The sequence below is a fragment of the Streptomyces colonosanans genome (genome assembly GCF_001866645.1).
Lineage (GTDB): Bacteria > Actinomycetota > Actinomycetes > Streptomycetales > Streptomycetaceae > Streptomyces > Streptomyces colonosanans.
Map to the genome: position 1 here is coordinate 90,570 of NZ_MLYP01000013.1, position 25,656 is coordinate 116,225.

General features: G+C 70.8%; 29 protein-coding genes and 2 pseudogenes. 15 read left to right on the forward strand and 16 right to left on the reverse strand.

The genetic code is table 11. The features are described from left to right. Positions 1-99 precede the first annotated feature (99 nt). From BIV24_RS06110 to BIV24_RS06125, 4 genes are all read right to left on the reverse strand, one after another. Complete coding sequence (locus tag BIV24_RS06110) at positions 100-2,334, reverse strand: serine/threonine-protein kinase (RefSeq protein ID WP_071365119.1); 2,235 nt, start codon at positions 2,332-2,334, stop codon at positions 100-102. Between the two features lie 149 nt (positions 2,335-2,483). Next, on the reverse strand, positions 2,484-3,383 hold the full coding sequence (locus tag BIV24_RS06115; protein WP_245766680.1) for an oxygenase MpaB family protein: 900 nt from the start codon (positions 3,381-3,383) through the stop codon (positions 2,484-2,486). 53 nt (positions 3,384-3,436) lie between these two features. Further along, positions 3,437-3,694, reverse strand: a complete 258-nt coding sequence (locus BIV24_RS06120) for a hypothetical protein (protein ID WP_071365120.1) — start codon at positions 3,692-3,694, stop codon at positions 3,437-3,439. A gap of 31 nt (positions 3,695-3,725) precedes the next feature. Continuing rightward, complete coding sequence (locus BIV24_RS06125; protein WP_071365157.1) at positions 3,726-5,081, reverse strand: NAD(P)/FAD-dependent oxidoreductase; 1,356 nt, start codon at positions 5,079-5,081, stop codon at positions 3,726-3,728. A gap of 497 nt (positions 5,082-5,578) precedes the next feature. On the opposite strand from BIV24_RS06125, the gene dhaK reads away from it, so the two are divergent. From dhaK to BIV24_RS06140, 3 genes are read left to right on the forward strand one after another with little or no spacing between them, the layout of a single operon-like run. Next, the gene (dhaK, locus tag BIV24_RS06130; protein ID WP_071365121.1) at positions 5,579-6,571 is read left to right on the forward strand and encodes a dihydroxyacetone kinase subunit DhaK; all 993 of its coding nucleotides are present in this window, start codon (positions 5,579-5,581) and stop codon (positions 6,569-6,571) included. A 35-nt stretch (positions 6,572-6,606) separates the two neighbouring features. Next, positions 6,607-7,206, forward strand: coding sequence for a dihydroxyacetone kinase subunit DhaL (gene dhaL / locus BIV24_RS06135; RefSeq protein ID WP_071365159.1), 600 nt, complete (start codon positions 6,607-6,609; stop codon positions 7,204-7,206). Between the two features lie 13 nt (positions 7,207-7,219). Next, positions 7,220-7,615: a PTS-dependent dihydroxyacetone kinase phosphotransferase subunit DhaM gene (locus BIV24_RS06140; protein WP_071365158.1), complete on the forward strand. Its 396-nt coding sequence runs from the start codon at positions 7,220-7,222 to the stop codon at positions 7,613-7,615. A 102-nt stretch (positions 7,616-7,717) separates the two neighbouring features. On the opposite strand, the gene BIV24_RS06145 is transcribed toward BIV24_RS06140, so the two are convergent. The 4 genes from BIV24_RS06145 to BIV24_RS06160 form a co-directional block, all read right to left on the reverse strand. Then, positions 7,718-8,407 (reverse strand): glycoside hydrolase family 75 protein, encoded by a 690-nt coding sequence (locus BIV24_RS06145; RefSeq protein ID WP_071365160.1) that lies wholly within the window; start codon positions 8,405-8,407, stop codon positions 7,718-7,720. A gap of 361 nt (positions 8,408-8,768) precedes the next feature. Next, positions 8,769-9,314 (reverse strand): PadR family transcriptional regulator, encoded by a 546-nt coding sequence (locus tag BIV24_RS06150; RefSeq protein ID WP_071365122.1) that lies wholly within the window; start codon positions 9,312-9,314, stop codon positions 8,769-8,771. Between the two features lie 21 nt (positions 9,315-9,335). Then, complete coding sequence (locus BIV24_RS06155; protein WP_071365123.1) at positions 9,336-11,351, reverse strand: NADPH-dependent 2,4-dienoyl-CoA reductase; 2,016 nt, start codon at positions 11,349-11,351, stop codon at positions 9,336-9,338. Positions 11,352-11,438: 87 nt separating this feature from the next. Then, positions 11,439-11,861 carry a MarR family winged helix-turn-helix transcriptional regulator gene (locus BIV24_RS06160; RefSeq protein WP_177198632.1) on the reverse strand — a complete coding sequence of 141 codons (423 nt, stop codon included), beginning with the start codon at positions 11,859-11,861 and terminating at the stop codon, positions 11,439-11,441. A 109-nt stretch (positions 11,862-11,970) separates the two neighbouring features. On the opposite strand from BIV24_RS06160, the gene BIV24_RS06165 reads away from it, so the two are divergent. Beyond that, a complete protein-coding gene (locus tag BIV24_RS06165; RefSeq protein WP_071365125.1) occupies positions 11,971-12,795 on the forward strand; it encodes an alpha/beta fold hydrolase in 825 nt (274 codons plus the stop codon). A 15-nt stretch (positions 12,796-12,810) separates the two neighbouring features. On the opposite strand, the gene BIV24_RS06170 is transcribed toward BIV24_RS06165, so the two are convergent. Next, entirely contained in the window at positions 12,811-13,587 is a 777-nt protein-coding gene (locus tag BIV24_RS06170) for a putative protein N(5)-glutamine methyltransferase (protein ID WP_071365126.1), read from the reverse strand. Between the two features lie 279 nt (positions 13,588-13,866). On the opposite strand from BIV24_RS06170, the gene BIV24_RS06175 reads away from it, so the two are divergent. The 5 genes and pseudogenes from BIV24_RS06175 to BIV24_RS06195 form a co-directional block, all read left to right on the forward strand. Continuing rightward, a complete protein-coding gene (locus BIV24_RS06175; RefSeq protein WP_071365127.1) occupies positions 13,867-14,388 on the forward strand; it encodes a MarR family winged helix-turn-helix transcriptional regulator in 522 nt (173 codons plus the stop codon). A 110-nt stretch (positions 14,389-14,498) separates the two neighbouring features. Further along, positions 14,499-15,104, forward strand: coding sequence for a sulfite oxidase-like oxidoreductase (locus BIV24_RS06180; RefSeq protein ID WP_071365128.1), 606 nt, complete (start codon positions 14,499-14,501; stop codon positions 15,102-15,104). Beyond that, the gene (locus BIV24_RS06185) at positions 15,097-15,870 is read left to right on the forward strand and encodes a ferredoxin reductase (protein ID WP_177198630.1); all 774 of its coding nucleotides are present in this window, start codon (positions 15,097-15,099) and stop codon (positions 15,868-15,870) included. Before BIV24_RS06180 ends, BIV24_RS06185 begins: the two co-directional genes overlap by 8 nt. 528 nt (positions 15,871-16,398) lie before the next feature. Next, positions 16,399-16,983, forward strand: coding sequence for an Rv1733c family protein (locus BIV24_RS06190; protein WP_071365129.1), 585 nt, complete (start codon positions 16,399-16,401; stop codon positions 16,981-16,983). Positions 16,984-17,026: 43 nt separating this feature from the next. Then, a pseudogene (locus BIV24_RS06195) lies at positions 17,027-17,263 on the forward strand (acetylxylan esterase); the annotation flags it as partial. Between the two features lie 59 nt (positions 17,264-17,322). Here the strand turns inward: BIV24_RS06195 and BIV24_RS06200 are convergent. Further along, positions 17,323-18,081: a class I SAM-dependent methyltransferase gene (locus BIV24_RS06200; protein ID WP_071365162.1), complete on the reverse strand. Its 759-nt coding sequence runs from the start codon at positions 18,079-18,081 to the stop codon at positions 17,323-17,325. 37 nt (positions 18,082-18,118) lie between these two features. On the opposite strand from BIV24_RS06200, the pseudogene BIV24_RS06205 reads away from it, so the two are divergent. Both BIV24_RS06205 and BIV24_RS06210 read left to right on the forward strand, forming a co-directional pair. Beyond that, positions 18,119-18,778, forward strand: a pseudogene (locus BIV24_RS06205) (transcription termination factor Rho); the annotation flags it as partial. A 105-nt stretch (positions 18,779-18,883) separates the two neighbouring features. Next, positions 18,884-20,056, forward strand: coding sequence for a D-alanyl-D-alanine carboxypeptidase family protein (locus BIV24_RS06210; protein WP_071365131.1), 1,173 nt, complete (start codon positions 18,884-18,886; stop codon positions 20,054-20,056). Here BIV24_RS06210 and BIV24_RS06215 read toward each other — a convergent pair whose 3' ends face one another. The 4 genes from BIV24_RS06215 to crcB (BIV24_RS06230) form a co-directional block, all read right to left on the reverse strand. Further along, the gene (locus tag BIV24_RS06215; RefSeq protein WP_071365132.1) at positions 20,057-20,890 is read right to left on the reverse strand and encodes an undecaprenyl-diphosphate phosphatase; all 834 of its coding nucleotides are present in this window, start codon (positions 20,888-20,890) and stop codon (positions 20,057-20,059) included. It lies immediately after the preceding gene. An 86-nt stretch (positions 20,891-20,976) separates the two neighbouring features. Further along, complete coding sequence (gene crcB / locus BIV24_RS06220; protein ID WP_071365133.1) at positions 20,977-21,351, reverse strand: fluoride efflux transporter CrcB; 375 nt, start codon at positions 21,349-21,351, stop codon at positions 20,977-20,979. After that, positions 21,348-21,728 carry a DUF190 domain-containing protein gene (locus tag BIV24_RS06225; protein ID WP_071365163.1) on the reverse strand — a complete coding sequence of 127 codons (381 nt, stop codon included), beginning with the start codon at positions 21,726-21,728 and terminating at the stop codon, positions 21,348-21,350. The genes crcB (BIV24_RS06220) and BIV24_RS06225 overlap by 4 nt, the downstream gene beginning before the upstream one ends. Before the next feature lie 35 nt (positions 21,729-21,763). Continuing rightward, positions 21,764-22,240 carry a fluoride efflux transporter CrcB gene (gene crcB / locus BIV24_RS06230; protein ID WP_071365134.1) on the reverse strand — a complete coding sequence of 159 codons (477 nt, stop codon included), beginning with the start codon at positions 22,238-22,240 and terminating at the stop codon, positions 21,764-21,766. Between the two features lie 355 nt (positions 22,241-22,595). On the opposite strand from crcB (BIV24_RS06230), the gene BIV24_RS06235 reads away from it, so the two are divergent. Together BIV24_RS06235 and BIV24_RS06240 are read left to right on the forward strand one after the other, a co-directional pair. After that, entirely contained in the window at positions 22,596-22,946 is a 351-nt protein-coding gene (locus BIV24_RS06235; RefSeq protein ID WP_071365135.1) for a VOC family protein, read from the forward strand. 81 nt (positions 22,947-23,027) lie between these two features. Beyond that, entirely contained in the window at positions 23,028-23,417 is a 390-nt protein-coding gene (locus tag BIV24_RS06240) for a MarR family winged helix-turn-helix transcriptional regulator (protein ID WP_071365136.1), read from the forward strand. Between the two features lie 86 nt (positions 23,418-23,503). Here the strand turns inward: BIV24_RS06240 and BIV24_RS06245 are convergent, their stop codons facing one another. Together BIV24_RS06245 and BIV24_RS06250 are read right to left on the reverse strand one after the other, a co-directional pair. Beyond that, positions 23,504-23,914 (reverse strand): SseB family protein, encoded by a 411-nt coding sequence (locus tag BIV24_RS06245; protein ID WP_071365137.1) that lies wholly within the window; start codon positions 23,912-23,914, stop codon positions 23,504-23,506. Between the two features lie 272 nt (positions 23,915-24,186). Beyond that, positions 24,187-24,762 carry a TerD family protein gene (locus BIV24_RS06250; RefSeq protein ID WP_071365138.1) on the reverse strand — a complete coding sequence of 192 codons (576 nt, stop codon included), beginning with the start codon at positions 24,760-24,762 and terminating at the stop codon, positions 24,187-24,189. A gap of 156 nt (positions 24,763-24,918) precedes the next feature. On the opposite strand from BIV24_RS06250, the gene BIV24_RS06255 reads away from it, so the two are divergent. Together BIV24_RS06255 and BIV24_RS06260 are read left to right on the forward strand one after the other, a co-directional pair. Further along, a complete protein-coding gene (locus BIV24_RS06255) occupies positions 24,919-25,347 on the forward strand; it encodes a sec-independent translocase (protein WP_071365139.1) in 429 nt (142 codons plus the stop codon). A gap of 71 nt (positions 25,348-25,418) precedes the next feature. Beyond that, a complete protein-coding gene (locus BIV24_RS06260; RefSeq protein WP_245766681.1) occupies positions 25,419-25,652 on the forward strand; it encodes a hypothetical protein in 234 nt (77 codons plus the stop codon). Positions 25,653-25,656: the final 4 nt, after the last annotated feature.

Here is a 25,656-nt window from a genome sequence, read left to right on the forward strand (position 1 = left end):
TGACCGATCGGTTGGATCACGGCGTCGTATCCCCCGTGCGCAAACACGGCTCTTCGCAACGTGCGGTGATCCCGGTCGGCCAGAGGCGGGGCCGGTGGCTCAGGGCCCGTCCGGCGCGTGCCGGCCGCGGACCGCCGCCACCCTGCGGTACAGCTCCGCCGCCTCCTGGCCACAGCCCAGTTGTTCCAGGCAGTGCGCCTCCTCGGTGCGGCTGGCGAGGGTGTCGGGGTGGCCGGGGCCGAGGGCGCGCTCGCGGGCGGCGGCCACACTGCGGTACTCCGTGAGCGCGTCGGCCCAGCGGCCGAGCCAGCCGAGGCCGACGGCGACCTCACGACGGCTGACCAGGGTGTCCGGGTGCTCGGGACCGAGGGCGCGCTCGCGAAGGGCGCACACGTCACGGGCCTCGGCGACCGCCTCCTCCCAGCGGCCGAGGCGGCCCAGATTGACACCGAGGCCATGGCGGGCGCGGAGGGTCTCCGGGTGCGACGGCCCGTGGACGCGTGTGCGGTCCTCGACCAGTTCGCGGTAGAGCGGGAGGGCCTGCGCGGTGCGGCCGAGCCGGCCGAGACTGATCCCGACCTCATAGCGGGCCGCCAGGGTGTCGGGGTGGTCGGGCCCCAACGCCCGGGCACGCTCCTCGGCCACCTCCCGGTACATCTGCAGCGCCTCCGGCCAGCGTCCCAACTGACCGAGCGCGTACGCGACTTCGTACCATGTCACGAGCGTGTCGGGATGGCCCGGTCCGAGCACCCGGGCGCGGGCCTGAGCCACATCGTGGGCCATCCGGTACGAGTCCTCCAGACGCCCCAGCCGGCTGAGGTTGAAGGCGAGGTTGTGGCGGCAGCGCAGGCTGTCGGGATGGTCGGGCCCCAGCGTGCGCTCCCGAGCGGCGAGCACCGACGTGTACACCTGGTGCGCTTCCACGTGACGCCCCAATTGCCCCAGTACGTACGCCGTTTCCTGGCGGGCGGCCAGAGTGTCCGGGTGGTCGGGGCCGAGCAGCCGCTCCCGGACCCGGGCGACGTGCGTGTACTCGTGCAGCGCGTCGGCGGGGCGGCCGGTGCGGCTGAGCGTGAAACCGACCTCGTAGCGGCTGGCGAGCGTGTCGGGGTGCTCGGGACCGAGGAGGTGCTCGCGCTCGGCTGCGACCGCGCGGTGCCCCTCACCCGCCTCGCTCCAACGGCCGAGCCGTCCCAGGCTCAGGGCCGCGTTGTGCCGGCCGGCCAGGGCGCCGACCGCCTCCGGTGACGGGGTGGGCGGTTCGGCGCGCGCGGGCTCGTCCGGGTGACCTGTGGCGGGGCGTGCGATCCATTCGAGGGTGAGGCCGGCCGCGCCGTCCGGCGGGGTGGTGCGCAGGCCGGTGCCGGCCGCCTTGTGGCCGGTGGTCATGCCGCGGGTCCAGGACGGCAACCGGGGTTCGCGGGACGGCGGCCGGGCGGTGGACGCCGCGGGAGGCGAGAGCGGCGTGGGCACGTACGGGGAGGGGGTGCGGGCCGCGCTGATGCGACGGCTCAGCTCGCTCGCGTCGTGCGGGCGCTCCTCCGGGCGTTTCGCCAGCAGGTCCAGGATCATCCGTTCGAAGTACTCGGGGAGGTCGGCCCGGTGGGTGCGGGGCGGCTCGGGCGGGGTGTCACGGTGCCCGAGGAGGACCGCCCACGCGTCGTCGCGGTCGAACGGCGGCACACCGGTGGCGATCTCGTACAGGACACACCCCAGCGAGTACAGGTCGCTGCGCTGGTCGACGGGGTCGCCGCCGATCTGTTCCGGGGACATGTAGTGGGGCGTGCCCATCGCGACCCCGGTGCCGGTCAGACGCGCCGTGAAGCCGATGTCGTGACCGAGGCGGGCGATGCCGAAGTCGCATATCTTCACCGTGCCGTCGCCGGTCCGCACGATGTTGGCAGGTTTCAGATCGCGGTGCACGATGCCCTGCCGGTGCGTGTACGCGAGCGCCGCGGCGACCTGGTCGGCGATGTCGACGACGTCCGGCACCGGCAGCGGGTGGCGCTTGTTGTCCTCCAGGAGCCGGCTGAGGTCGCGTCCCTCCAGTAACTCCATGACGAGGTACAGCCCCCCGTTGTACTCGCCGAAGTCGTGCACGACGGTGACGCCGCGATGCTGAAGGGCGGCGGCCACGCGCGCCTCGCGCCTGAACCGCTCCCGCAGGACCGCGGTGAAGGACTGGTCGTGGTGCGGGCCCAGCGGTTTGAGGCACTTCACGGCGACCTTTCTGCCCAGGGACTCGTCCCGCGCGCGCCACACCTCGCCCATGCCGCCTCGCCCGATCAGATCGAGCAGCCGGTACCGGCCCTGGATCAGCCTGGAGTCCGCCATCGCCCGCGATCGCCCCCGTCCCGGCCCCTGCCCTCCCCTGGAACGCCCAGTATGGCGAGTTTTCTGCCGACTTTGTACGGTGCCGGGCGGGCGCCGGGACCGAGTCCGGGCATGGCGCGCAGGATGTACTCGGGTGGCAGTTGCCGCTGTCACGCGTCCAGCGGCGGCACCGATGCCAAACGGCGCTGCGCGGCAGCTTGGATCTCGGAAGGGCCGCGGGCCCACTCGATCGTGCGGCCGACCACCCTCGCCGCCGGCCGGTCCCAGCAGGAGCGGACCACCGTCGGCCGGTGAATGCCGAGTTCGGCCCGTGCCCAGTCCGGAAGAAGCCCGACCGAGGCATTCATGAACAGGCCCACGACCAGCCGCTCACGTCCGGTCCGGCCGAAGCCGCGGAGAAACCGAACGGAGTCCAACGCGGCTTGGGTCGCGTGGAGTCGGGGGCGTATTCGGGCCAGGTAGCGCTCGACCTCCTGCGAGCTGCGCGGCACCTTCTCCGCGCCCAGCATCTCGGCAACCGGGGCGGCCTGGCGGTAATACGCGTCGCACTCGGCGCGTGTGAGCCGGAGCCGCTGCGGTGCGTACGTCTGGTAGCCCGCCAGGAAGCAGCGCACCTCTGCGGTGTGCACCCAGGTCAGGAGCTCGGGGTCGTCCGCGCAGTAGGGTCGGCCGTCCGGGGCGGTGCCGTGCACACGGGTGTGGATCCGGCGCACCAGGACGATCGCCTCGTGCGCGGCCGACGTGGAGCCGAAGGTCGTCGTGGTGATGAACCGCGCGGTGCCGATGAACCGGCCGGCCGGGTCGGACCGGAAATCCGAGTGCTGGTCGACCCCGGCCATGGCCAGAGGGTGCAGCGACTGGAGCATCAGCGCCGCGAACCCTCCGGTGAGCATGCCGGTCAGATGTCCGTGCACCCGCCAGGCAGGATCGCCCGGGGTGATCCCGAGCAGCCCGGGATCACCGGCCGGCCCCTCGTACCGATCCAGCTTGAGGTCCCCACCATGCACGGTCGCCTTGAGCTCGTCCGCGATCCGAGTCCGCAGCCCCACAAGCACCTCCGCGATCCGACGCAAAACCGCCGCTCCGCCGCTATTCTCTCCGGTCAGGGGGCTGCGGGAACCGTGGTGTCGCGCGTGGGCTTCGCTGCCTGTCTGCGAGGCAGGATCAGGTGGGTCAGGGCCAGGCCGGCAAGGCTCAATACGGCTCCGGCCAGACCGGTCCAGCGCAGCGCGTCGGCGGCCATGATGGCTCCGCCGAGCGCGGAACCGGCGGCGGCGCCGAGGTTGAAGGCGCCGACGTTGACCGAGACGGCCAGGGTCGGCCGCCGATCGCTGACCGCCGACGGCTCTCGCAGAACCACCGGTCGACTGATGGGTGTGCGTGCCCTGCCCTCAATCCCTCGTGCTCTGCCCCGTGTGCGCTTCGATCAGGTCGGGGGTGAGGTAGGCGTCGGCCCGCTCGAAGTCCTTCAGCGTGGCAGGCCGGCTCGCCTGGAAGCCGATGCGGACGAAGTCGAAGCTCGCGAGTGCGTTGAGCGTCCAGTTCGTCAGGGTGCGCAGGCGGGCCGGAACCGTACGCAGGGCCCCCAGATGGTAGCCGCGTGCGACGGCCTGCGCGGGCAGGCCCGTCAGCTCCACGCCGAGCGGCTTGGAGACGGCCTGGGCGCCGCCGAGGTCCACGACCAGGCCCAGATCCCGGTGCCGGTAGGCGGTCAGCGGAGCGCCGCGCAGCGTCGCCGCCACGTTCTTCGCGGCGGCCCAGCCTTGGCGCATGGCGTGCTGGGCGGTCGGCGGGCAGATGGCGTCGTCGCCCTTGTCGAGGTCGGGTACCGCGGCGGCGTCCCCCAGAGCGAAGACCCCGTCCAGGCCCGGCACGGCCAGGTCCGGCTGGACGATCAGCCGCCCCCGGTTGGTCTCGGCGTCCAGCGTGGCGATCAGCGGGCTGGGCGCGACCCCCGCCGTCCAGATCAGGGTGTGGCAGGGCAGGGTGCGGCCGTCGGTGAAGGTGACAGTCTCCCGTGTGGCCTCCGCGACCGAGACTCCGAGGGAGATGTCCAGGCCGCGCCGCCGCAGGATGGCGAGGGCCTTCGCACCGAGCCGCTCGCCGAGTTCGGGCATGAGCCGGGGCGCGATGTCGATCAGGTGCCACTTGATGAGCGACGGTTCGAGGCCCGGATAGCGCTTCACCGCTGCGGTGGTCAGGTGGTGCAGATAGGCGGCGGTCTCGGTGCCGGCGTAGCCGCCGCCGACGACCACGAACTGCAGCCGGGTCTCGCGCTCGCAACGGTCGGAACTCGCCGCCGCGAGATCGAGCTGGGAGATGACGTGGTCGCGGACCCAGGCAGCCTCGGCGAGCGTCTTCATGCCCACCGCATGCTCGTTCACCCCGGGGATGTCGAACTGTCGCGTCACGCTGCCCGGCGCCAGCACCAGATAGTCGTAGTGCTCGACGCTCGTCTCGCCGTTGATCTTCCGTACGACCACGGCCTTGGCTCCGGGATCGACACCTACCGCCCCGCCGGGCAGGATGACCGTACGGCTCAGCAGACGACGCAGCGGGACCGCGACCGACTGCGGGGTGAGGATCCCCGAGGCGACGTGTGGCAGCAGGGGCAGGTAGAGCTGGTAGTCGTAGGGCGTGACGAGCCTCAGTACGGCCTCGGTGGGCCTGAGGATCCGCTCCAGTCTGCGCGCGGTCTCCATCCCGGCGAATCCCCCACCGACGATCACGATCCGGGGCACGGCCATGAGCATGTCCCTCCAGACGGAGACGCCGACGCCTGCCACGCTAGGGAATCGGGCCCGACTCCGCATCCGTAAGGCCTCTCACCTGCACGATTTCCCTACCCCACGGGCCACCGCCGCCACCGTCGGGGCGCCCCGTGCAGGACGGCCGCGCGGCTGCGCCTGAACCGGACGAGCGACGGACCGTCTCGGAGAGTTCCCCGGAAGCAGCTCCTCCCCCGAACGGGCCGCCCGACAAGGGGTGTTGACTCGGGCCATGGGGCTCCACCCCCTCAGCGGAAAACTCTCCGTAATCACGTGAAAGCGATTGCGTCCGCATGCCCACTCGTACGCGCCCACGAACGTCCGCACACGTGACCAGCGCCCTGTCAGGTCCGATACTGCCGTGAGCGAACCACCCCAGAAAACGGACCACCGAGATCAGAAACCGTCACCGTCTCCCTCCGGCCGGGCAGGACACGGGTCGGGGGCTCAGCTGCCAGGCTCACCAGGAGGCTCCCTTGAAGATGTTGATCAACGTCCCGGAAACGGTGGTCGCGGACGCGCTGCGAGGTATGGCGGCCGCGCATCCCGAACTCATCGTCGACGTGGAGAACCGGGTGATCGTACGGCGTGACGCCCCGGTGGCCGGGAAGGTCGCGCTCGTCTCCGGCGGTGGCTCCGGACACGAGCCGCTGCACGGCGGTTTCGTCGGCCCGGGGATGCTGTCGGCGGCCTGCCCCGGCGAGGTTTTCACCTCGCCGGTGCCCGACCAGATGGTGCGCGCGGCCGCGGCCGTGGACAGCGGCGCGGGTGTGCTGTTCATCGTGAAGAACTACACCGGTGACGTGCTGAACTTCGACATGGCGGCGGAACTCGCCGAGGACGAGGGCATCCAGGTCGCGAAAGTCCTGGTCAATGACGACGTCGCCGTCACCGACAGCCTCTACACGGCCGGCCGGCGTGGCACCGGCGCCACCCTGTTCGTGGAGAAGATCGCAGGGGCGGCGGCGGACGAGGGGCAGCCACTGGAGCGCGTGCAGTCCATCGCCCGGCAGGTCAACGAGAACTCCCGCAGCTTCGGGGTCGCCCTCAGTGCCTGCACCACGCCCGCCAAGGGCAGCCCCACCTTCGATCTGCCGTCGGGAGAACTGGAGTTGGGCATCGGCATCCACGGCGAACCGGGGCGCGAGCGGCGCCCGATGATGACGGCACGCGAGATCGCCGACTTCTCGGTGCACGCGGTTCTGGACGACCTGGAGCCGCACAATCCCGTGCTCGTCCTGGTCAACGGGATGGGAGCCACCCCGCTCCTGGAGCTGTACGGCTACAACGCCGAGGTCCAGCGGGTGCTGGCCGAGCGCGGCGTCGCCATGGCCCACACCCTGGTCGGCAACTTCGTCACCTCGCTCGACATGGCCGGCGCCTCGGTCACCCTCTGCCAGGTCGACGAGGAGCTGCTGCGGCTGTGGAACGCGCCGGTCTGTACGCCGGGGCTGCGCTGGGGCAGGTGAGTGAGGTCAACGTCCGTACCAGTCAAGGAGATCCATTGCTCGACGCCGACTTCTTCCGCCGCTGGATGACGGCGGCCGCCGCATCGGTCGACCGCGAGGCGGAGCGGCTGACCGCGCTCGACTCGCCGATCGGCGACGCCGACCACGGCAGCAATATGCAGCGCGGGTTCCGCGCGGTCACCGCCGTGCTGGAGAGGGAGGCGCCGGACACGCCCGGGGCGGTTCTCCAGTTGGCGGGCCGACAGCTGATCTCGACGGTCGGGGGCGCGTCGGGGCCGCTGTACGGCACCCTGCTCCGCCGTGCCGGCAAGGCCCTCGGGGACGCCGCCGAGGTCACCGAGGAGCAGCTGGCGGATGCGCTGCGGGCGGGCGTGGACGCGGTGATGGCGCTGGGCGGAGCCACGCCCGGCGACAAGACCATGGTCGACGCTCTGGTGCCCGCGGTGGATGCGCTCGGCACCTCGTTCGAGGCGGCGAGCGCCGCCGCCGAGAAGGGCGCCGTCGCCACAACGCCGCTGCAGGCCCGCAAGGGCCGAGCGAGCTATCTGGGGGAGCGCAGCATCGGGCACCAGGACCCGGGCGCCACCTCCTCGGCCCTGCTGATCGCCGCACTCGTGGAGGCCGCCGGTGAGTGACAGCAGCAAGAAGATGGTCGGCATCGTGCTCGTCTCGCACAGCGCCGCGGTGGCCGAGTCGGTCGCGGAACTCGCGACGGGGCTGGCGGGCGGCGGCGTGACCGCGCCCGTCGCGGCCGCGGGCGGCACGGCCGACGGCGGGCTGGGTACGAGCGCCGAGCTGGTGTCCCAAGCGGCCTTCGCCGTGGACCAGGGTGCGGGGGTGGCCGTGCTCATGGACCTGGGCAGCGCGGTCCTCACCGTGAAGGCGCTGCTCGCGGAGGGCGACGAGCTCCCGGAGAACACCCGGCTGGTCGACGCCCCCTTCGTCGAGGGCGCGGTCGCGGCGGTGGTCACGGCCTCGGCGGGCGCCGACCTCGCGGCGGTGGAGGCGGCGGCCAAGGAGGCGTACACGTACCGCAAGGAGTGAGGCACCGCACCATCGCACAGGATGACAGGAGCCGCTGCCGTCCCCGGCCCGGGAACGGCAGCGGCTCCCTCACATCCGCCCGCTTCGCCCCTTCCACGGGCGTCAGTTCTCCCGCAGGAACTTCCGGGCCAGCGCGTTTCCCTGAGCCACGGCCGCCCTGTGGCTCTCGATCGGGGACGCGCGGGAGTTCCTGAAAACGATGTACGTCACCCCGGAGCCCACTCCGCCGGTACGCGGATTGGCAGGGATGCCGAGGGCCTTGGCGGTGGCGTACGAGGCCTCGCCGATGATGTCCTTCGGGCCTGTGTCGCCGACGACCGCGTACTGGATACGGCCCTGGTAGATCACGGCGGCGACGGCACCGCCGTTGACGCCGTGGGCGCGGTGGTCCCAGATGCCGCTCGCACCGGGCACCACGATGTAGGGCAGGGTCTCGGCGCTCAGGTACCGCCCGTCGGACTGCCGGAAGGCGGTGGCCGGGGAGAAGAACGGGTCGGTCTGGCGGTTGCACAACAGGCCGGGGCGCCCGTCGCAGTCGATGTCCATGTCCGCCTTCCAGAACACGGCACCGCGTTTGCCGCAGACGGGGATGTCGGCCGGGGCGCCCTGGTCGCGGCGGTAGCGGCTGTGCGAGACCTGGACGCAGGCGCGTACCTTCGCCAGCAGGTCGGCGGCGCGGACTGTGCCCTCACGTCTCGCCGAGGGGTCGTTCGCCTGGGCTATGGCGGGCAGCGCGGTAGGGATGAGCAGGGCCGCGCCGGCCGCGGCCGGCGTCAGTAACCGGACGAGCACCATACGGGAACCTCTTCTGGAGGCAATGCTGATCATTCACCCACCGTGGTGCCGGTCTGCGGCGTACGTCCACCGAGAGGGGGCCGGACGGGGCACAGGGGCGTGCGGTCGGGTGGCCGGGGCCGCACCGGGCCCGGCCACCCGACCGCGCTCGCCGGCGCGGGATCAGCGACGACAGCGGACCGCGCCGTCGGCGCGAACTGCCTTCAATGACAAGGGAGTTCGCGCCGCATCAAGGATCAGCATACGTAGCCCGGACGTCATCCGGCCAACGCCGCCCTCGCCGTTGGTACGGGCGTGTCAGCCCTGGCATACAGGTGCGGATCAACCCCGCGGAGGGGACCCGTCCGTGGCGCTTCGGCTAGGCGGGTCCCGGCAGGTCCTCGAACTCCTCCAGGGCGCGGGTCAGCCACTGGGTCCAGAAGGTCTCCAGGTCGATGCCGGCCCGCAGCACAAGGTGCTGCAGGCGGTCCTGCGCCGTGTCCTTGCCGGGTCCGAAGTCACGTTCCTCGATCTCCTGATACTCGGCCAACTGCCTTTGGTGAAGGGCAAGATGACGCCGCAGATCTGCTTCGATGCCCTCGGTTCCGACGACGGCGGCGGCGCGCAGCCGCAGCAGCAGCACATCGCGTACCGGCTTGAGGTCCTGGGACGCGGCGGTCCAGCGGGCGAGTTCGGCGCGGCCGGCGGGCAGAACCTCGTACGACTTCTTCTGCCCACGGGCCGGCTGCTCGGCGGGGAGGGCGCGGATCAGGCCGTCGCTCTCCAGCCGCCCCAGCTCGCGATAGATCTGCTGGTGGGTCGCCGACCAGAAGTAGCCGATCGACCGGTCGAAGCGACGGGTCAGTTCGAGCCCCGACGACGGCTTCTCCAGCAGGGCGGTCAGGATCGCGTGCGGGAGTGACATGAGGTCATCCTAGAAAAGCCGCTACAGCGCCGCGGCCAACTCCGTGCCCTGCTTGATCGCGCGCTTGGCATCCAGCTCGGCCGCCACGTCGGCGCCGCCTATGAGGTGCGGGGTGCGGCCCGCGGCCACCAGCTCCTCGTACAGGTCGCGGCGCGGCTCCTGCCCGGTGCACAGAACGATCGTGTCGACCTCCAGGACCCGGCTCACGCCGTCCACGGTGATGTGCAGCCCGGCGTCGTCGATCCGGTCGTAGCTGACGCCGGCGACCATGGTGACGCCCCGGTGCTTCAGCTCCGTGCGGTGGATCCAGCCGGTGGTCTTGCCGAGCCCCGCGCCGACCTTGGAGGTCTTGCGCTGGAGGAGGTGGACGGTGCGCGGCGGGGCGGAACGCTCGGGCGCGGCGAGGCCGCCGGGGGCGCGGTAGTCCATGTCGACGCCCCACCGGCGGAAGTACACCGCCGGGTCCTCGCTCGCCTTCTCACCGTCGTCGGTGAGGTATTCGGCGACGTCGAAGCCGATGCCGCCCGCGCCGAGGACGGCGACGCGCTCGCCGACGGGGGCACCGCCCTGCAGCACATCGAGATAGCCGAGGACGCTCGGGTGGTCGACGCCCGGGATCTCGGGCGTGCGCGGGCTGACGCCGGTGGCCACGACGATCTCGTCGTAGCCCGCGAGGTCCTCGGCGGTGACACGGGTGTTCAACCGGACGTCCACGCCGTGCTCTTGGAGCTGGGTGCGGAAGTAGCGGAGCGTCTCGTCGAACTCCTGCTTGCCGGGGACCCGGCGGGCGACGTTGAGCTGACCGCCGATGTCGTTCGCCGCATCGTGGAGCGTGACGTCGTGGCCGCGCTCGGCGGCGGAGACGGCACAGGCGAGCCCGGCGGGGCCGGCGCCCACCACCGCGACGCGCTTGCGCAGCCGGGTCGGGGACAGGACCAGTTCGGTCTCGTGGCACGCGCGCGGGTTGACCAGGCAGGAGGTGATCTTCCCGCTGAAAGTGTGGTCGAGGCAGGCCTGGTTGCAGCCGATGCAGGTGTTGATGGCCTCGGGGCGCCCGGCCGCGGCCTTGGCGACGAAGTCGGGGTCGGCGAGCATCGGGCGGGCCAGGGAAACCATGTCCGCGTACCCCTCGGCGAGCAACCCCTCAGCCAGTTCAGGGGTGTTGATGCGGTTGGTCGTCACCAGCGGGACCGAGACGGCACCCATGACCTTCTTGGTCACCCAGGTGTAGGCGCCGCGCGGCACGGAGGTGGCGATGGTCGGGATACGGGCCTCGTGCCAGCCGATGCCGGTGTTGATGAGGGTGGCCCCGGCGTCCTCGACCGCCTTGGCGAGCATGAGGACCTCGTCGAGGGACGAGCCGTCGGGGACGAGGTCGAGCATGGACAGCCGGTAGATGATGATGAAGTCCTCGCCGACCGCCTCACGGACGCGGCGGACGATCTCCACCGGGAAGCGCATGCGGTTCTCGTAGGAACCGCCCCAGCGGTCCTCGCGCCGGTTGGTCCGGGCCGCGATGAACTCGTTGATGAGGTAGCCCTCGGAGCCCATGATCTCGATGCCGTCGTACCCGGCCTGGCGGGCCAGCCGGGCCGCGCGCGCATAGTCGTCGATCGTCTGCTCGACCTCGTCGTCGGACAGCGCGCGGGGGACGAACGGGCTGATCGGGGCCTGGAGCGCGCTGGGCGCGACGAGGTCCTGGTGGTACGCGTAGCGGCCGAAGTGAAGGATCTGCATCGCGATCCGCCCGCCCGCGCGGTGCACGGCCTCGGTGATCACGGAATGCTGTCCGGCCTCCGCCTCCGTGGTGAGCTTGGCACCGCCCTCGTACGGGCGTCCGGCGTCGTTGGGTGCGATGCCGCCGGTGACGATGAGCCCCACGCCCCCACGCGCCCGCGCGGCGTAGAAGGCGGCCATGCGGTCCCATCCGCCGTCCGCCTCCTCCAGGCCCACATGCATCGAGCCCATGAGCACACGGTTGGGCAGCGTGGTGAAGCCCAGGTCGAGCGGGGTCAGCAGATGGGGGTAGCGGCTCATCGGGCCCTCCGTCGGAGTGTGGTGCTCGTCTGTTGTAGACGACGACACCCCGGTTATGCAACTAGTTGCATAAAGCTCGGCACGTCTTCAGTCCACGTCCACGTCGTCGAAGACTTCGAGCATCCGAGTGAGCACGCGCACGCAGGTCTGCACGTCCGCCTCCCTCAAATCACCGCGAACCTGGGCGAGCAAGGCGTACTCGCGGGCGGTGACGGCATCGATGGCCGCCCGGCCGCCATCCGTCAGCCGGATCAGCGAGGACCGCTTGTGGGCCGGATTGGGGATGCTCTCGACCAGCCCGCGCGCCGCCGCGTCGTTGACCATCCGCTGCACGAACTGCCTGCTGAGCGCCTGCGCCCGGCCCATCTGCGGCACGGTCAGGGGCCCATGCCCCCGCAACAGGTCGAGGACGGCACGCACGCCGACGGAGATCCCCTCGATCGGCTCGGCCTGTTCGACCTTGCGGAGCACCCGCCGGTACAGCGGGCCCACCAGGGCGAAGACCTCCATGAGACGCGGGGCGAGTTCATCGGAGGCGAGTGGCGTGTTCTCGTCGGTCACGTCGGTAATTATGACACCTAAGTTGTCAAAGCTTCAGTCTTTTGACACCTTGGTTGTCATGATGCACACCTCGGAGACACAGACGTTCGAGACCGAAGACGCCTGCCTCGCCTACCGCGACGAGGGGGCGGGACCGCCGCTGGTGCTGGTGCACGGCGGCTTCCTCGACCACCGGATGTGGGACGACCAGATTCCCGTGTTCGCGCAGACCCACCGGGTGATCGCCGTGGACGCCCGGGGGCACGGAGCCTCGTCGAACGCGACCCGGCCGTTCCGCCACACCGACGACCTCGCCGCACTGCTGCGCCATCTCGACGTCGGCCCCGCGACCCTGGTCGGACTGTCCATGGGCGGGGGGATCGCAGTCGACACCGCGCTGGAGCACCCCACCCTGGTCCGCGCCCTCGTCGTCAGCGGCGTCGGAACCAGTGAGCCCGACTTCCAGGACCCGTGGACCAAGGACACCCAGTCCGCGTACTGGCAGGCGCTCGGCGCCGGCGACATCGACGCCTTCGTGGACGCGTTCTCACTGTTGGGGACCTATGGCCCGCGACGCACCGCCGAGGACACCGACGCCGAAGTCGACCGCCGCGTACGGGAGATGCTGCGGAGCACGATCGCCAAGCACACCGGGGACGAACCGGACTGGTCCGTCCCCGTCACCGACACCTGGGCCCGCGCGGCGAAGATCGAGGTACCGGTGCTGGCCGTCAACGGCGGCATCGACTCGGTCGACCACATCGGCATGGCGGAACGCCTCGTCCGCACCGTCCCGGACGGCCGGGCCACGGTCGTCGAAGGCACCGCGCACTACCCCAACATGGAGCGGCCCGGTGCCTTCAACGCGATCGTCCGGGACTTCCTGCGCTCCGGAGACCTCTGACTCCCCCCGGGACCGCTAACGCAGAGTGCCGATCAAAACGTTGGCGCCCAACTCGGTAGAGACGGCAAGCCGGACGTCCAGGCCGCCACGGGTGAACGCCTTGGCCGCGAGCGGGACTTGGCGTTCACTGGCCTCGACGAGCAGCGAGCCGCCGAGGGCCAGCCAGCGCGCCGCCTCGGCGGTGACGCGGCGCAGGACGTCCAGTCCGTCCGTGCCGCCGTCGAGGGCGACCAGGGGCTCGTGCTCGCGGGCCTCGGAGGGCAGCAGCGCGACCTCGCCCGTGGGGACGTAGGGCACGTTGGCGGCCAGGAGATCGACACGGCCGCGCAGGCTGTCCGGGAGCGCGGCGAACAGGTCGCCCTCGTGGACGTGCCCGCCGTACGCCGCCACGTTCCCGCGGGCACAGCGCACGGCGGCCGGGTGGATGTCGGCGGCATGCAGTTCGGGCCCGTCGAGCGCCGCGGCGAGGGCGGCGCCCACCGCGCCCGAGCCACAGCACAGGTCCACGACGACGGCGGCGCCGTTCCCGATGGCGAGGGCCTGCTCGACGAGGAACTCGGTGCGGCGCCGGGGCACGAAGACGCCCGGTTCCACGGTCATCCGCAGACCGCGGAACTCGGCCCAGCCGAGGACCTGTTCGAGGGGCAGGCCGTCGACCCGCCGGCCGACCATCGCGGCGGCCTCGTCGGGTGTGCGGGCCGTGGAGAGAATCAACTGCGCCTCGTCCTCGGCGAAAACACAGCCTGCGGAACGAAGCCTGGAGACGACGGTGGAATACGTCAGTGGTGGCATGAAGCCGAGAAGCCTTTCGGTGGACCGAAGGGCGCCCTCGCGGTCACCCGCAGTGATGATCCGCGCTGTTCCGAGGTGAGAGCACCCAAGCCGACACAGCAGAAATGGGTCTCACCTCCTCGGCCACACACCGGCCTGGACGATCCAAGGCCGGGGCCGTCACCTTAGCAGCAGCGATCATGCGCCGACCGCCGTTCTCCGCCCCTTCCTCGGGCCTCCACAATCTCTGCGCCACTCCCCCAAGTTGTACTATGCAACCAGGAGAGCGAGGGAGGTCCCATGACGACAGCCAGGGGGTCCGATGGGACCGTTGTCGAAGAGCGCGGCGCCGGCGAGTCCGCCGCCGACTCGGCCGTCGAGACCATTCAACGCGAGATGACGGTGTTCGCCCGGCGCGCCCGCGCCTCGGCCGGACGCATGCATCCCCAACTGTCACTGGTCTCCTACACCCTGCTCGGGCATCTGGAGGAGAGCGGCGGCTGCAGCGCGACCGACCTTGCCGCGCACTACGCGCTGGACAAGTCCACGGTCAGCCGGCAGGTGGCCGCGCTGGAGCGGGCCGACCTGATCGAGCGGCGACTCGACCCGGAGGACCACCGGGTGCAGGTGCTGCACCTGACCGAGGTGGGCAGACGGATCCTCGCCCAGGTCACCGAGAGCCGCCGGCAGGCGTTCCGGGAGCGGCTGGCGGGCTGGCCGGAGGGGGACCTGGAACGCTTCGCGACGTATCTGCTGCGGTACAACGCGGCAGCGGCGGTCATGCCGATCAGACCGTCCGCCGAGGCCGCAACCGTCGACTAGTGCTGTGACCGGCAGAGAGCACCCCCGGCGGGCGCGTACGGTGGAATGCCTGCACATTGATCACGCACGACCGACCGTCCCGCACGGATGGCCTGGAGGCACCACCTGCCATGAACGTCACCCGAGGCTTCACCGGGCGCCCGCGTGTCCCCGACCCCGGACTGCCGCCCGGCCAGTACGACGCGGGCGACGACTGGCCCGTCCTGTCCGCCGAGGTCACACCCGATCTGGCGGCGGAGGACTGGACGTTCCGGATCGACGGGCTGGTGGCCGAGCCGCGCACCTGGACCTGGGAGGACGCACACGCGCTCCCGGCGTCCGCGTACAAGGGCGACATTCACTGCGTGACCGGCTGGTCGAAGTTCGGGGTGCGGTTCGGGGGCGTGTCCCTGGACGCCTTCCTGGACCTCGTACGGCCGGAGGCGGCGGCCACGCACGCCGTCGCCCACTCCCACACCGGGTACACCGCGAACCTCCCCCTCGCCGACCTCACCGGCAAGCGGGCCTGGATCGCCTTCGATTACGACGGCGATCCGCTGCCCGCCGAACACGGCGGACCCGCACGGCTGCTCGTACCGCACCTGTACTTCTGGAAGAGCGCCAAGTGGATCGCGGGCCTGAGGATCCTCGACCACGACGAGCCGGGGTTCTGGGAGCAGAACGGCTATCACGCGCGGGGCAACCCGTGGGAGGAGCAGCGCTACTCCGGTGACTGAGACGACCGTGACATCCGAGCCCTTCGTTCCTCCCACACGCTTCGCGGTGCCCGGACGGATCGCCGTGAGCAACCAGACGGCCACCGCGTGGCAGAGCGCGACGCTGACCGAGATCCGCCGGGAGACACCGCACGCGGCGACGTTCCGGTTCGCGGTGCCTGGCTGGGCGGGCCATCAGCCCGGCCAGCACCTCATGCTGCGGCTGACCGCCGAAGACGGCTACGTGGCGCAGCGGCACTACTCGATCGCGTCGCCGCCGGACGACACCGGGCACATCGAGCTGACCCTGGACCATGTCGAGGGCGGCGAGGTCTCCGGCTGGTTCCACACCGTGGCCAGGCCCGGGGACAAGGTCCAGGTACGCGGCCCGCTGAGCGGCTTCTTCGCCTGGCCCGGCGACCGGCCCGCGCTGCTGATCGGCGCCGGGTCGGGGGTCGTCCCGCTGATGTCGATGGTGCGCCACCACCGGGCGCGCGGCCTGGACGTGCCGCTGCGGCTGCTGGTGTCGGCGCGCGGGCCACGGGAGCTGATCTACGCGGACGAGTACGGCGCGGAGACCACGCCGGTCTTCACACGCGGCGCGCCCGAGGGTGTGCCCGTGGGCCGTATGTCGGCGGCCCATGTGGCACCGCTCCTGGCCGATGCACCTCCCGGTGGGTGGGAGGCCTATGTGTGCGGCTCCAACGGGTTCGCGGAGCACGCCTCGCGGCTGCTCGTCGAGGCCGGGCAGCCGGTGGACCGCATCCGGATCGAACGCTTCGGCTGAGCCCGTACCCCGGTGGGCAACGCTCGCCCCGCGGTTTCGGTACCGGATGGCCGGGAACCGCCCCCGGGAGGACAATCGGTGTGAAAAGCCGTTCAACAAGCCGTTGTGATCCGGAAGCATCCCGTGCCGTGTACGCATGTGTCGATGAACGGCCGTCCACCGGCCCGGGGCCGGCGAGCACGGTCGCTCAGACGTGATCGGGTCCCCGATACCGGAAGTGCCGGGACCCCCGTCGCGGCCCACGGCAGACGAAACGATGCGACGGCTTGCCGAGAGGCGAGGGGCTCGGATGCGCCGCCGGCGCTGCGCGGCGGTGCCCCGCCGAGGGGCTGCCGCCCGTGGCCCGGGGGTGGTGCGCGGGTTCCCCGCTCGCCGTGGACCGTGCGGCCTGGTCGCACGGGCGCGGAACCGACGCCGGATCCCTGGTGGACGTTCACCTCCGGGCGCGGTACGCCGGGAAGGCGGATCGTGCCGACGGGGGGACGGACGGCCCCCCCACGAGCGGGACGCGGCGGGTAGGAGGTCGAGATGCGAACCCGGGTGCGCGGCTGGCGCTGGCGGCGCAATCCGCTGCGCCGCCGGTCGGATGTCGTAGAGGCGTGGACGGCACTGGTCCTCGCGGTTCTGCTGTGCGTCGGGGCACCGCTCGCCGGCACGGCCGTGGCCTGGTGGGCGTACGGCAACGCGCACGCGGCGCAGGTGACCCAGCGCGCCCAGCGCCATCAGGTGCCGGCGGTGCTGGTCGAGGACGCCCCCGCCGCAGCGCCCTCGACGCAGAACGGCACCCAGCCCCTGTACCGCGTGAAGGTGCGCTGGACGGATCCGGAGAAGGGCACACGGACCACGCTCGCCCAGGTCCCGGCGGGCTCGCGGCGCGGCGAGCGGACAGAGGTGTGGCTGGACGCCAGGGGCAACGGCGTCACCCCACCGGCGAGCGATGCTGCGGTGTGGCAGCGCTCCCTGACGGCCGGTGTGTGGGCCGCGGGCGGTGTGGCGGGAACCGTGCTGCTGGCCCGCGCCGTGATCAGGCGGGTCGCCGAACGGCACCGCATGGCGGAGTGGGAGGCCGAGTGGGCCCGCACGGGGCCGGAGTGGCGTCGGCGGACGGCGTGACGGACCCGGCCGCACGCCCGTCGCCTCGCATCTCGGTTGCGCTGCGCGACGGACACTGTCGTACTTCGACGGCGTGCACTTCGCCGCGCGCGGCCGGGCGCCCGCGCTGTTCTCGGCGGCGCTGGAGGACCAGGCATGCCCGCCGTCGACGGTCTTCGCCGCATTCAACGCGTGGGCGCACAAGGACAAGACGATCGAGGTGTACGACTTCAACGACCACGAGGGCGGCGGCCCTTGTCAGGAGGCGGTCCAACTGCGCTGGCTGCCGGGCCGTTTCTGACGTCGCCGGCGAGCGCACGCTCGACGTCCGCTTCTCCGAACCGGTCAGGTGCCGCGGCCTCAGCCCGAACTCGCGGTTCCCGAGCCCGCTTCGGCCTCCCGGGTGGCCACGATCAGGCGACAGCGCGGGCTGCCGTCGGGCCGGCGGCCGAAGTCCGGCAGCGCCTCGTGCTCGACCGTGAAGCCGGCGCGCGCCAACTCCCGCCGTACCTCGCCGAAGCGGAACGTCCGGTAGTACATGACGAACGGCGGCCGCCACAGGGCGTTGCGGACGCGCATCGCGGTGTCGAAGCCGAGCAGCGCCCAGTACTTCGGTGACGTCGGGTGCGGCGGGGCCCCGACCGGGAACGCTAACGTCCCTCCCGGCCGCAGTACGGCGTGGACCTGCGCGAACAGGCCGGGCAACTCGCCCGGCAGGAAGTGCCCGAAGGCACCGAAACTCACGACCAGGTCGAAGACGGGACCGAAGGGCAGGGCGCGGGCGTCGCCGCGCACCCAGGCGGCGCGTGGCGCAGCGTCGGCCCGCACCCGGTCCCGTCCAACGGCCAGCATCCCCGCGCTGAAGTCCACGCCGGTGACACTCCGGCGGCACACCCTGCGCAGCACATCCATGCCCGCTCCCGTACCGCAGCACAGATCGAGCCCGTGGTCGAAGGGTCCCCTGGCCGCCAGCGTGTCCTCGACGGCTTTCAGGATCACGTCCGGCGTCCGGAAGGGAGTGTGGTCGAACGTGGGCGCGAGCAGGTCGTATCCGTGCTCGACCGAGGACAGCGCCTGGACGGCCAGCTCGCGGAGGGTGGGGCCGTGCGGGGAGAACATCACCTTCAGCTTACGGGCAGCGCGAAGCCGGATCACAATGGTGCTGTTGCTGGACGAGCGGCCGGAAGAGGTCACCGACATGCGGCGCTCGGTGCGCGGCGAGGTGTACGCATCCACGTTCGACCGGGCGTCCAAGCAGCACATCGCGCTCGCCGAACTGGTCGTCGAGCGGGCCAAGCGGCTGGTCGAGCAGGGGCAGGACGTCGTCCTCCTGCTCGACTCGCTGACCCGGCTGTGCCGGGCGCACAACAACGCGGCCGCCGCCAATAGCCGCACCCTCAGCGGCGGTGTCGACGCGGCCGCCCTGCACGGTCCCAAGCGGCTTTTCGGCGCCGCCCGCCTGGCCGAGGAGGGCGGATCGCTCACCATCCTGGCCACCGCGCTGGTCGAGACCGGATCCCGCGCCGACGACTTCTTCTTCGAGGAGCTCAAGAGCACCGGGAACATGGAACTCCGCCTGGATCGCTCTCTCGCCATGCGCCGGGTCCACCCCGCCGTCGACATCACCCCCTCCGGCACACGGCGCGAGGAACTCCTCCTGTCGGAAGGCGAGTTGGCAGCCGTACGGGGACTGCGGCGCGCCCTGCGGTCGCGCGACGGCCAGACGAGCCTGGAGATCCTGCTGGAACGGATGCGGACCACGCCCGACAACGCGGCCTACCTGCGTCAGGTCCAGCCCACGCTGCCGGCCGGTTGAACGGCCCGGCCCTACGGGCCCGGCGTGCGGCATCCGGGTGCACGTTTCCCCCACTTGGCTCAAGCGATCGGGGCCCCGACGGTCTCTGTTCCTACGGTATTTGCTATGACCGTCGCATTTCCATACCGCTTCGTCGTTTCCTGCTGTGCCCTCTTCGCGGTCGCGGCGCCGGCCCTCGCCCCGCACCCGGCCGCCGCCCAGGTGCGCACCGACCCCGGTGTCCCGTCGCCCGCGGCCTCGCAGAAGCCGCTGCTGTACCAGTCCGGCACGCAGGTCCGGATGCACCCGGGGGTACCCGAGGTCCCTGAGGTGTCGGCGCTGTCCTGGCTGGTGGCCGACGCCGACACCGGCGATGTGCTGGCCGCGTACGACGCGCATCGCCCGCTACCGCCCGCGAGCACCCTGAAGACACTGTTCGCGCTCACGGTCCTGCCCGCACTGCCCGGCGGCACCCGGCACACCGTCACCGAGCGGGAGCTGGCAGGCATCGGTCCCGGCAGCAGCCTCGTCGGGATCAGGGAAGGGTTCACCTACCAGGTGAGTGACCTGTGGAAGGGAGTCTTCCTGCACTCCGGCAACGACGCCGTGCATGTGCTGGCCGCGCTCAACGGCGGCTGGCAGACGACGGCCCGCCAGATGCAGGCCAAGGCCCGCGCACTGGGCGCCCTCGACACCCATGTCGTCTCCCCCGACGGGTACGACGCTCCGGGTCAGGTGTCGTCGGCGTACGACCTCGCCGTGTTCGGGCGGGCGGGACTGCGCAACGAGGATTTCGCCCGATACTGCGCCACGGCCGAGTCGAGCTTCCCCGGCGACGGCGCGTCCTACGAGATCGCGAACACCAACCGGTTGCTGACCGGCCGCGACGGCGTGGCCGCCTACCCGGGGCTGATCGGCGTCAAGAACGGCTACACCAGCGGCGCGGGCCACACCCTGGTGGCCGCCGCCCGCCGCGACGGCCGCACCCTCGTGGTGACGGTGATGAACCCTCAGCGGGGCGGCGGCTTCGCGGTCTACGCGGAGACCCGCTCGCTGCTCGACTGGGGGTTCGCCGCCGCCGGGCTTATCGCGCCGGTCGGCTCCCTCGTACCGCCCAGGCCGCCCGTGTCGCGGACGTCTCACATCACGGTGCAGGGGGTGAAGCCGGGGTCGGACGACTGGCTCGGGACGGGGACGATGATCCTGGGCGCGGTCGGCGCGGGCGCGGGAGCGGTCGCGCTGGCGCTGCGCCTGAAGGGCCGCCGGTCGGCGCGCGACTCATCGCCTGATACGCGGTGATCAGCTGAGCACGCCGGTCGTGAGCAGGCCGAGGAGCATCACTCCGATGACGATCCGGTAGGTCACGAAGGCATTGAAGGAGTGCCGGGCGACGTACTTCAGCAGCCAGGCGATCGAGGCGTAGGCGACCACGAAGGAGACGATCGTGCCGACCGCGAGCGGTGCGGCGCCCACGCCCGCGCCCAGGGCGTCCTTCAACTCGTAGATCCCGGCGCCGGTGAGGGCCGGGATGCCGAGGAAGAACGAGAGGCGGGTGGCGGCGACACGGTCGAGGTCGAGGATGAGCGCGGTCGACATCGTGGCTCCTGAACGGGAGAAGCCGGGGAAGAGCAGGGCGAGGATCTGCGAGCAGCCGACCAGCATCGCGTCCTTGAACGAGGTGTCGTCCTCACCGCGCTTGTGCCGGCCCGTCCGGTCGGCCGCCCACATCACGCCGGACCCGACGATCAGCGAGGCCGCGACGACCCAGAGCGAACCGAGCACGCCGTCGATGAGCGGCTTGGCGGCCAGGCCCACGAGCACGATCGGGATGGTGGCGTAGATGACCCACCAGGCGAACTTGTAGTCGTGGTGATGGCGCTCTTCACGGTCGGTGAGGCCGCGGAACCAGGCGGAGACGATCCGCACGATGTCCTTGAAGAAGTACAGGAGTACGGCCGCGATGGCGCCGACCTGGATGACGGCCGAGAAGCCGACGACGGACTGGTCGTCGACGGGGATCCCCATGAGCCCCTCGGTGATCTTGAGGTGACCGGTCGAGGACACGGGGAGGAATTCGGTCACCCCCTCGACGACTCCGAGGACTACGGCCTGACCGACGTTGATGGCGCTCATGGATTCCACTTCCGAGGAGTTGGCCGGCGGTGCCGTCAGTGGTGGTGCTGGAGTCGTTTCTACTATGCGCGGGTGACGTCCACGGGCTAGCGCCACAAAGCCTGGGTGAACGCAACCCCGACGAAGGCCGCACCGAGTCCCGCCGCCACGCTCGCGACGACGTTCACGGCGGCGTAGAACCCCGCCCCGGTCTGGGTCAGCCGCACGGTCTCATAGGAGAACGTCGAGTACGTGGTCAGCCCCCCACACAGGCCCGTGCCGATCAGGAGTTGCAGGTGGGGCGAGGCGTGACCGGCCGCGACCGCACCGGTCAGCAGGCCCAGGATCGCGGAGCCCATGACGTTGACGACGAGGGTGCCCCAGGGGAAGACGGTGTCGTGCCCGAGTTGCACCGCACGGTCGGTGAGATAGCGCAGGGGCGCACCGACCATGGAACCGATGATCACCAGCAGCCAGTTCACAACGAGTTCTCACCTTTCCCGTCCTCCGTGCGGGGTATGTCGCAGCGCCCCGCGTACCGGATGACCTCGCAGTCGTCGAGGATGACGAGTCCCTCGGCGACGAGTTCGTCGAGCTGGGGCAGGAAGGCGCGGACGCGTTCCTCGGTGTCAACGATGACGACGGCCACCGGCAGGTCCTCGCTCAGCGACAGCAGTCGCGAGGTGTGGATGAGCGAGGACGCGCCGAAGCCCTCGATGCCGCGGAAGACACTCGCGCCGGCGAGGCCGGCGGCGTGCGCGCGGTGCACGATCTCCGCGTAGAGGGGCTTGTGGTGCCATCTGTCGTGCTCGCCGATGAAGACGGTCAGCCGCAGGGCCCTGCCGGTCAGTCGTGTCATCGCCGCCTCCGCCGCGCGTCGGTCCTGGATCTCGTTCATCGCCGCCGCCATGCCAGGGCACGACGGGCGGCCGTCATCGCGAGCCACACGGCCGTGAGGGCGCCGAGCGGGGTCGCGAGCAGATAGGCGAGCGCGGTGCGCGGGTGGCCTGCGTCGACCAGTTCCTGGACGCCGACGGCGTACGTCGAGAAGGTGGTGAAACCGCCGAGCACACCGGTGCCGAAGAAGGGCCGCACCAGCCGGTGGGCCGCCCATACGTCGGCGATCACGACCATGAAGACGCCGATCACGGCGCAGCCGACCAGGTTGACTCCGAAGATGGTCCAGGGGAATCCTCCGGTCCGCGTCGGCCACAGCAACGAGGCGGCGTACCGGGCGCCGGCGCCGATACCGCCGCCGAGAGCGACAACCGCCACGACCGGTCCCTGCCCCCGCCACGGTGAGGGCCGCCGGGAGGGCTCGGGCGCGGTGGCGCCGGCCGCGTCGGCGCTCTTGGGGTGCGGGACTCTCATGGACGTACTTCTCCTACTCGCCGGCCCCGGAAAGGGACACGCTCGATCGCAAGTAGGGACCGTTGGCGGCGCCACTGCCGCGGTTCGGGTACGGCGGGCCCCACCGCCGCGCCGCGAGACACATTCGCGGCCGGGAAACAGGTTAGCCGTGAGCACGGACGCCGCGCACGCGGGCCGATGGGCGCCCACAGTGCGCCCCCGGCTGCGATCACGAGGACGTCACGCTGTGTGGGTACTTCCGCCGCGTGCTCGCCGCGCGCAACCGGTCAGTTCTGGAGAAGCCGTCCGGCGCTCCCCCGCCCTAACGTGAAACCACCGACGAACGACGTCGGTCCACATCCCGAAGGAGTACGCCATGACCTCCGGCCTCACGACGATCATCTACCCCGTCAAGGACCTCGCCCGGGCGAAGTCCGTCTTCAGCGCCCTGCTGGAGGTGGAGCCGTACGCGGACGAGCCGTACTACGTCGGGTTCAAGGACGCGGGGCAGGACGTCGGCCTCGACCCGAACGGCCACGCCAAGGGGATGACCGGCCCGGTGCCGTACTGGCACGTGTCCGACATCAGGGCGCGCCTCGCGGCCCTGCTGGACGCCGGGGCCGAACTGCTCCAGGACGTCAAGGACGTCGGTGGCGGCAAGCTGATCGCCTCGGTGAAGGACCCGGACGGCAACCTCGTGGGGCTCATGCAGGAGACGTCCGCATAGGTCGCCGCCGGGCGTCGAAACTTGTTGCAGGCGCACTAGTTGCACGGTAATCGAGTTGGCGATTTCTGTTACCGTGCGACCATGTCAGCGAAATCGGCCGGTTCCCGGCTGGCGGAACAGTGGCGGGACATCTTGTCGGTGCACGCGCGCACCATGTGCGAGATCGACCGTGCACTCCATCCGCACGGGCTCGGCGCCAGTGACTTCGAGGTGCTCGACGTCCTCGCCGCCGAGACGCCCGCGCACAGCGACCAGTGCCGGGTGCAGAACATCGCCGGACGTGTCCATCTGAGCCAGAGCGCCCTGTCCCGGCTGATCGGACGACTGGAGAAGGACGGCCTGGTGCGGCGATCCATCTGCGAGGAGGATCGGCGCGGGGTGTGGGTGGGCCTGACCGACAAGGGCCGCGAGCTGCACGCCCAGGTGCTGCCGCTGCAACGCGACGTCCTGGCCCGCATGCTGACCGGTTAGAACACGGGATCGAGGAGGGCGCCCACCCCCAGACTTCCTCGATGCGGGAAAAGGCGTCCGAGGCGGTCGGCCCGTGCCCTGCCCCGTCACCCCTGAGGTCGAACCAGCAGTGTGCGGACTCCGTCGGAGTTGAGCGTCAGGCCGTGCGGCGAGGCCGCATCGATGGTGAGTGTGAGGTCGCTGGCGGAGGGCCACTGGGAGGCGAGCGCGCCGAGCGGCACGAGCCGGTAGCGCGAGACGAACGGCAGCAGGTCGGCCATCTCCGTCTCCGAGGTGAACACGGGGACCGTCTGCTCGCCGTCCGGCTGCTCCAGAACGGGCAGCGCCACGGTGTTGGGATTGGCGGCCTCCTCCTCGGTGGCGTCGTCCGGCACCGGGACGAGCACATCGCTCCCGGCCAGCGCGTCCAACGCGTCCGCGTCCTCGGCGTGCGCCGCGAGGGTGGTGAGCGCTTCCTGTGCCGCGGTCTGGTGGTGGTTCCTGTCGGGTATGTCCATGGCAGATCCCCAGATAGTGGCGGACGGGCGCGCCGGAATCATCGCCTCCGGACGCACCCCTTCTCGTGTACCCGCCGGGGCTTGGCACATACCTGACGCCACAGCCGGGAATCGGGCGTCCGGCCTCGACTGCCGGATCCGTGTGATGCCGGGCCGGCGACGGTCCACGTCACCGCTTCACGCCCCCGGGCCGACGCGAGCAACGCCCTGTCACGAGGCGCTCACCGGCACGCCAGAATCCTCACCCGCCAAGGCGGCCGAGGCCGGTTCCGTCAGACGTTGACCCCAAAGTCGGCGGCGATGCCGCGCAAGCCCGAGGCATACCCCTGGCCGACGGCGCGGAACTTCCATTCACCTCCGTGCCGGTACAGCTCACCGAAGACCATGGCGGTCTCGGTGGAGGCGTCCTCGGACAGGTCGTAGCGGGCGATCTCCTGGCCGTTCGCCTGATTGACCACGCGAATGAAGGCGTTGCGGACCTGCCCGAAGCTCTGTCCCCGCGCGTCCGCCTCGTGAATGGAGACCGGGAAGACGATCTTGCCCACCTCGGCCGGCACCGCGGACAGGTTCACCTTGATCGACTCGTCGTCACCCTCGCCCTCACCCGTCAGATTGTCACCGGTGTGCTCCACCGAACCGTCCGGGCTACTGAGGTTGTTGTAGAAGACGAAGTGCTGGTCGGAAAGGACCCTCCCCGATACATCGAGCAACAACGCGGACGCGTCCAGGTCATAGTCCGCACCGGTCGTGGTGCGGACGTCCCAGCCCAGCCCCACCAGCACCTGACTCAACCCCGGCGCCTCCTTGCTCAGCGACACGTTGCCACCCTTGGACAGGGAAACTCCCACGACTCGTCCTCCCGACTGTGCACTGTCTGTACGGTCACTGACTTCCAACGCCGGGAAGGCCCGCACGGTTCCGACGTTTGCGCAATGTCTAAAGTATCGCCACCGGAGTCTTCGCCGACGGGCGGACCGGGCGGCAGCGAAGGCGAGGAATGCCGGATGTTCTCCGATGTGGGCCCACTCGAACTGATCACCATCGTGATCCTTGCCACTATCCTTTTCGGCCCGGACAAACTACCCGAGATCATCCAGAACGTGGCCGGGTTCCTGCGCAAGGTGCGAGAGCTCTCCGCGAGCACCCAGCAAGAGATTCGCGACGAACTGGGGCCGGAGTTCAAGGATTTCGAGTTCGAGGATCTGCACCCGAAGACATTCGTGCGCAAGCACCTCCTGGACGGCAAGGATCTCGGACTCGACGAGATCCGCTCACTCGACCCCAGGAGGGAGTTGATGGACGCCACCGACGCCGCACGCGAGGCGGCGGCCGACACCGAAGCACCCCCGACGGCACCGGAACGCACATCCCTGACGAAGAATCCACCTACGGAGCCGACCACGACCAGGGCGTTCGACCCCGACGCCACCTAGAGGCGCCGACCCCGCACACAGGGCCGGGGTTCAGGATCATTCAACATTTGCGCAACCTGTAAACTGTCATCATGACAACAACCGGCTTGATGACGGCGTGGGAATCCGCGGTGCTCGACGGAGGGCCCGCGGACGGGTTGCGTATGAAGGTCGCCGACCGCCCCCAGGTGATCCAGGTGGCCTACCCCTGCCAAGTGGACACCCCGCCGGACGGCATGCGCGCCGAGGCGTTGTACATCTACCGCCGTAACGTGCGGATCAAGAGCGAGCCATTGCGGTACGGCTTCGACGTGGCCAGCCCCTGACCAC

Bases quoted from the DNA above. Each gene is read 5' to 3' on its own strand.
- BIV24_RS06110 (WP_071365119.1), bottom strand. From the start codon at position 2,334: ATGGCGGACTCCAGGCTGATCCAGGGCCGGTACCGGCTGCTCGATCTG.
- BIV24_RS06125 (WP_071365157.1), bottom strand. From the start codon at position 5,081: ATGGCCGTGCCCCGGATCGTGATCGTCGGTGGGGGATTCGCCGGGATG.
- BIV24_RS06140 (WP_071365158.1), top strand. From the start codon at position 7,220: ATGGTCGGCATCGTGCTCGTCTCGCACAGCGCCGCGGTGGCCGAGTCG.
- BIV24_RS06150 (WP_071365122.1), bottom strand. From the start codon at position 9,314: ATGTCACTCCCGCACGCGATCCTGACCGCCCTGCTGGAGAAGCCGTCG.
- BIV24_RS06155 (WP_071365123.1), bottom strand. From the start codon at position 11,351: ATGAGCCGCTACCCCCATCTGCTGACCCCGCTCGACCTGGGCTTCACC.
- BIV24_RS06160 (WP_177198632.1), bottom strand. From the start codon at position 11,861: ATGGAGGTCTTCGCCCTGGTGGGCCCGCTGTACCGGCGGGTGCTCCGC.
- BIV24_RS06165 (WP_071365125.1), top strand. From the start codon at position 11,971: ATGATGCACACCTCGGAGACACAGACGTTCGAGACCGAAGACGCCTGC.
- BIV24_RS06170 (WP_071365126.1), bottom strand. From the start codon at position 13,587: ATGCCACCACTGACGTATTCCACCGTCGTCTCCAGGCTTCGTTCCGCA.
- BIV24_RS06175 (WP_071365127.1), top strand. From the start codon at position 13,867: ATGACGACAGCCAGGGGGTCCGATGGGACCGTTGTCGAAGAGCGCGGC.
- BIV24_RS06180 (WP_071365128.1), top strand. From the start codon at position 14,499: ATGAACGTCACCCGAGGCTTCACCGGGCGCCCGCGTGTCCCCGACCCC.
- BIV24_RS06190 (WP_071365129.1), top strand. From the start codon at position 16,399: ATGCGAACCCGGGTGCGCGGCTGGCGCTGGCGGCGCAATCCGCTGCGC.
- BIV24_RS06200 (WP_071365162.1), bottom strand. From the start codon at position 18,081: ATGTTCTCCCCGCACGGCCCCACCCTCCGCGAGCTGGCCGTCCAGGCG.
- BIV24_RS06210 (WP_071365131.1), top strand. From the start codon at position 18,884: ATGACCGTCGCATTTCCATACCGCTTCGTCGTTTCCTGCTGTGCCCTC.
- BIV24_RS06215 (WP_071365132.1), bottom strand. From the start codon at position 20,890: ATGAGCGCCATCAACGTCGGTCAGGCCGTAGTCCTCGGAGTCGTCGAG.
- BIV24_RS06225 (WP_071365163.1), bottom strand. From the start codon at position 21,728: ATGACACGACTGACCGGCAGGGCCCTGCGGCTGACCGTCTTCATCGGC.
- crcB (WP_071365134.1), bottom strand. From the start codon at position 22,240: ATGAGAGTCCCGCACCCCAAGAGCGCCGACGCGGCCGGCGCCACCGCG.
- BIV24_RS06235 (WP_071365135.1), top strand. From the start codon at position 22,596: ATGACCTCCGGCCTCACGACGATCATCTACCCCGTCAAGGACCTCGCC.
- BIV24_RS06240 (WP_071365136.1), top strand. From the start codon at position 23,028: ATGTCAGCGAAATCGGCCGGTTCCCGGCTGGCGGAACAGTGGCGGGAC.
- BIV24_RS06245 (WP_071365137.1), bottom strand. From the start codon at position 23,914: ATGGACATACCCGACAGGAACCACCACCAGACCGCGGCACAGGAAGCG.
- BIV24_RS06255 (WP_071365139.1), top strand. From the start codon at position 24,919: ATGTTCTCCGATGTGGGCCCACTCGAACTGATCACCATCGTGATCCTT.
- BIV24_RS06260 (WP_245766681.1), top strand. From the start codon at position 25,419: ATGACAACAACCGGCTTGATGACGGCGTGGGAATCCGCGGTGCTCGAC.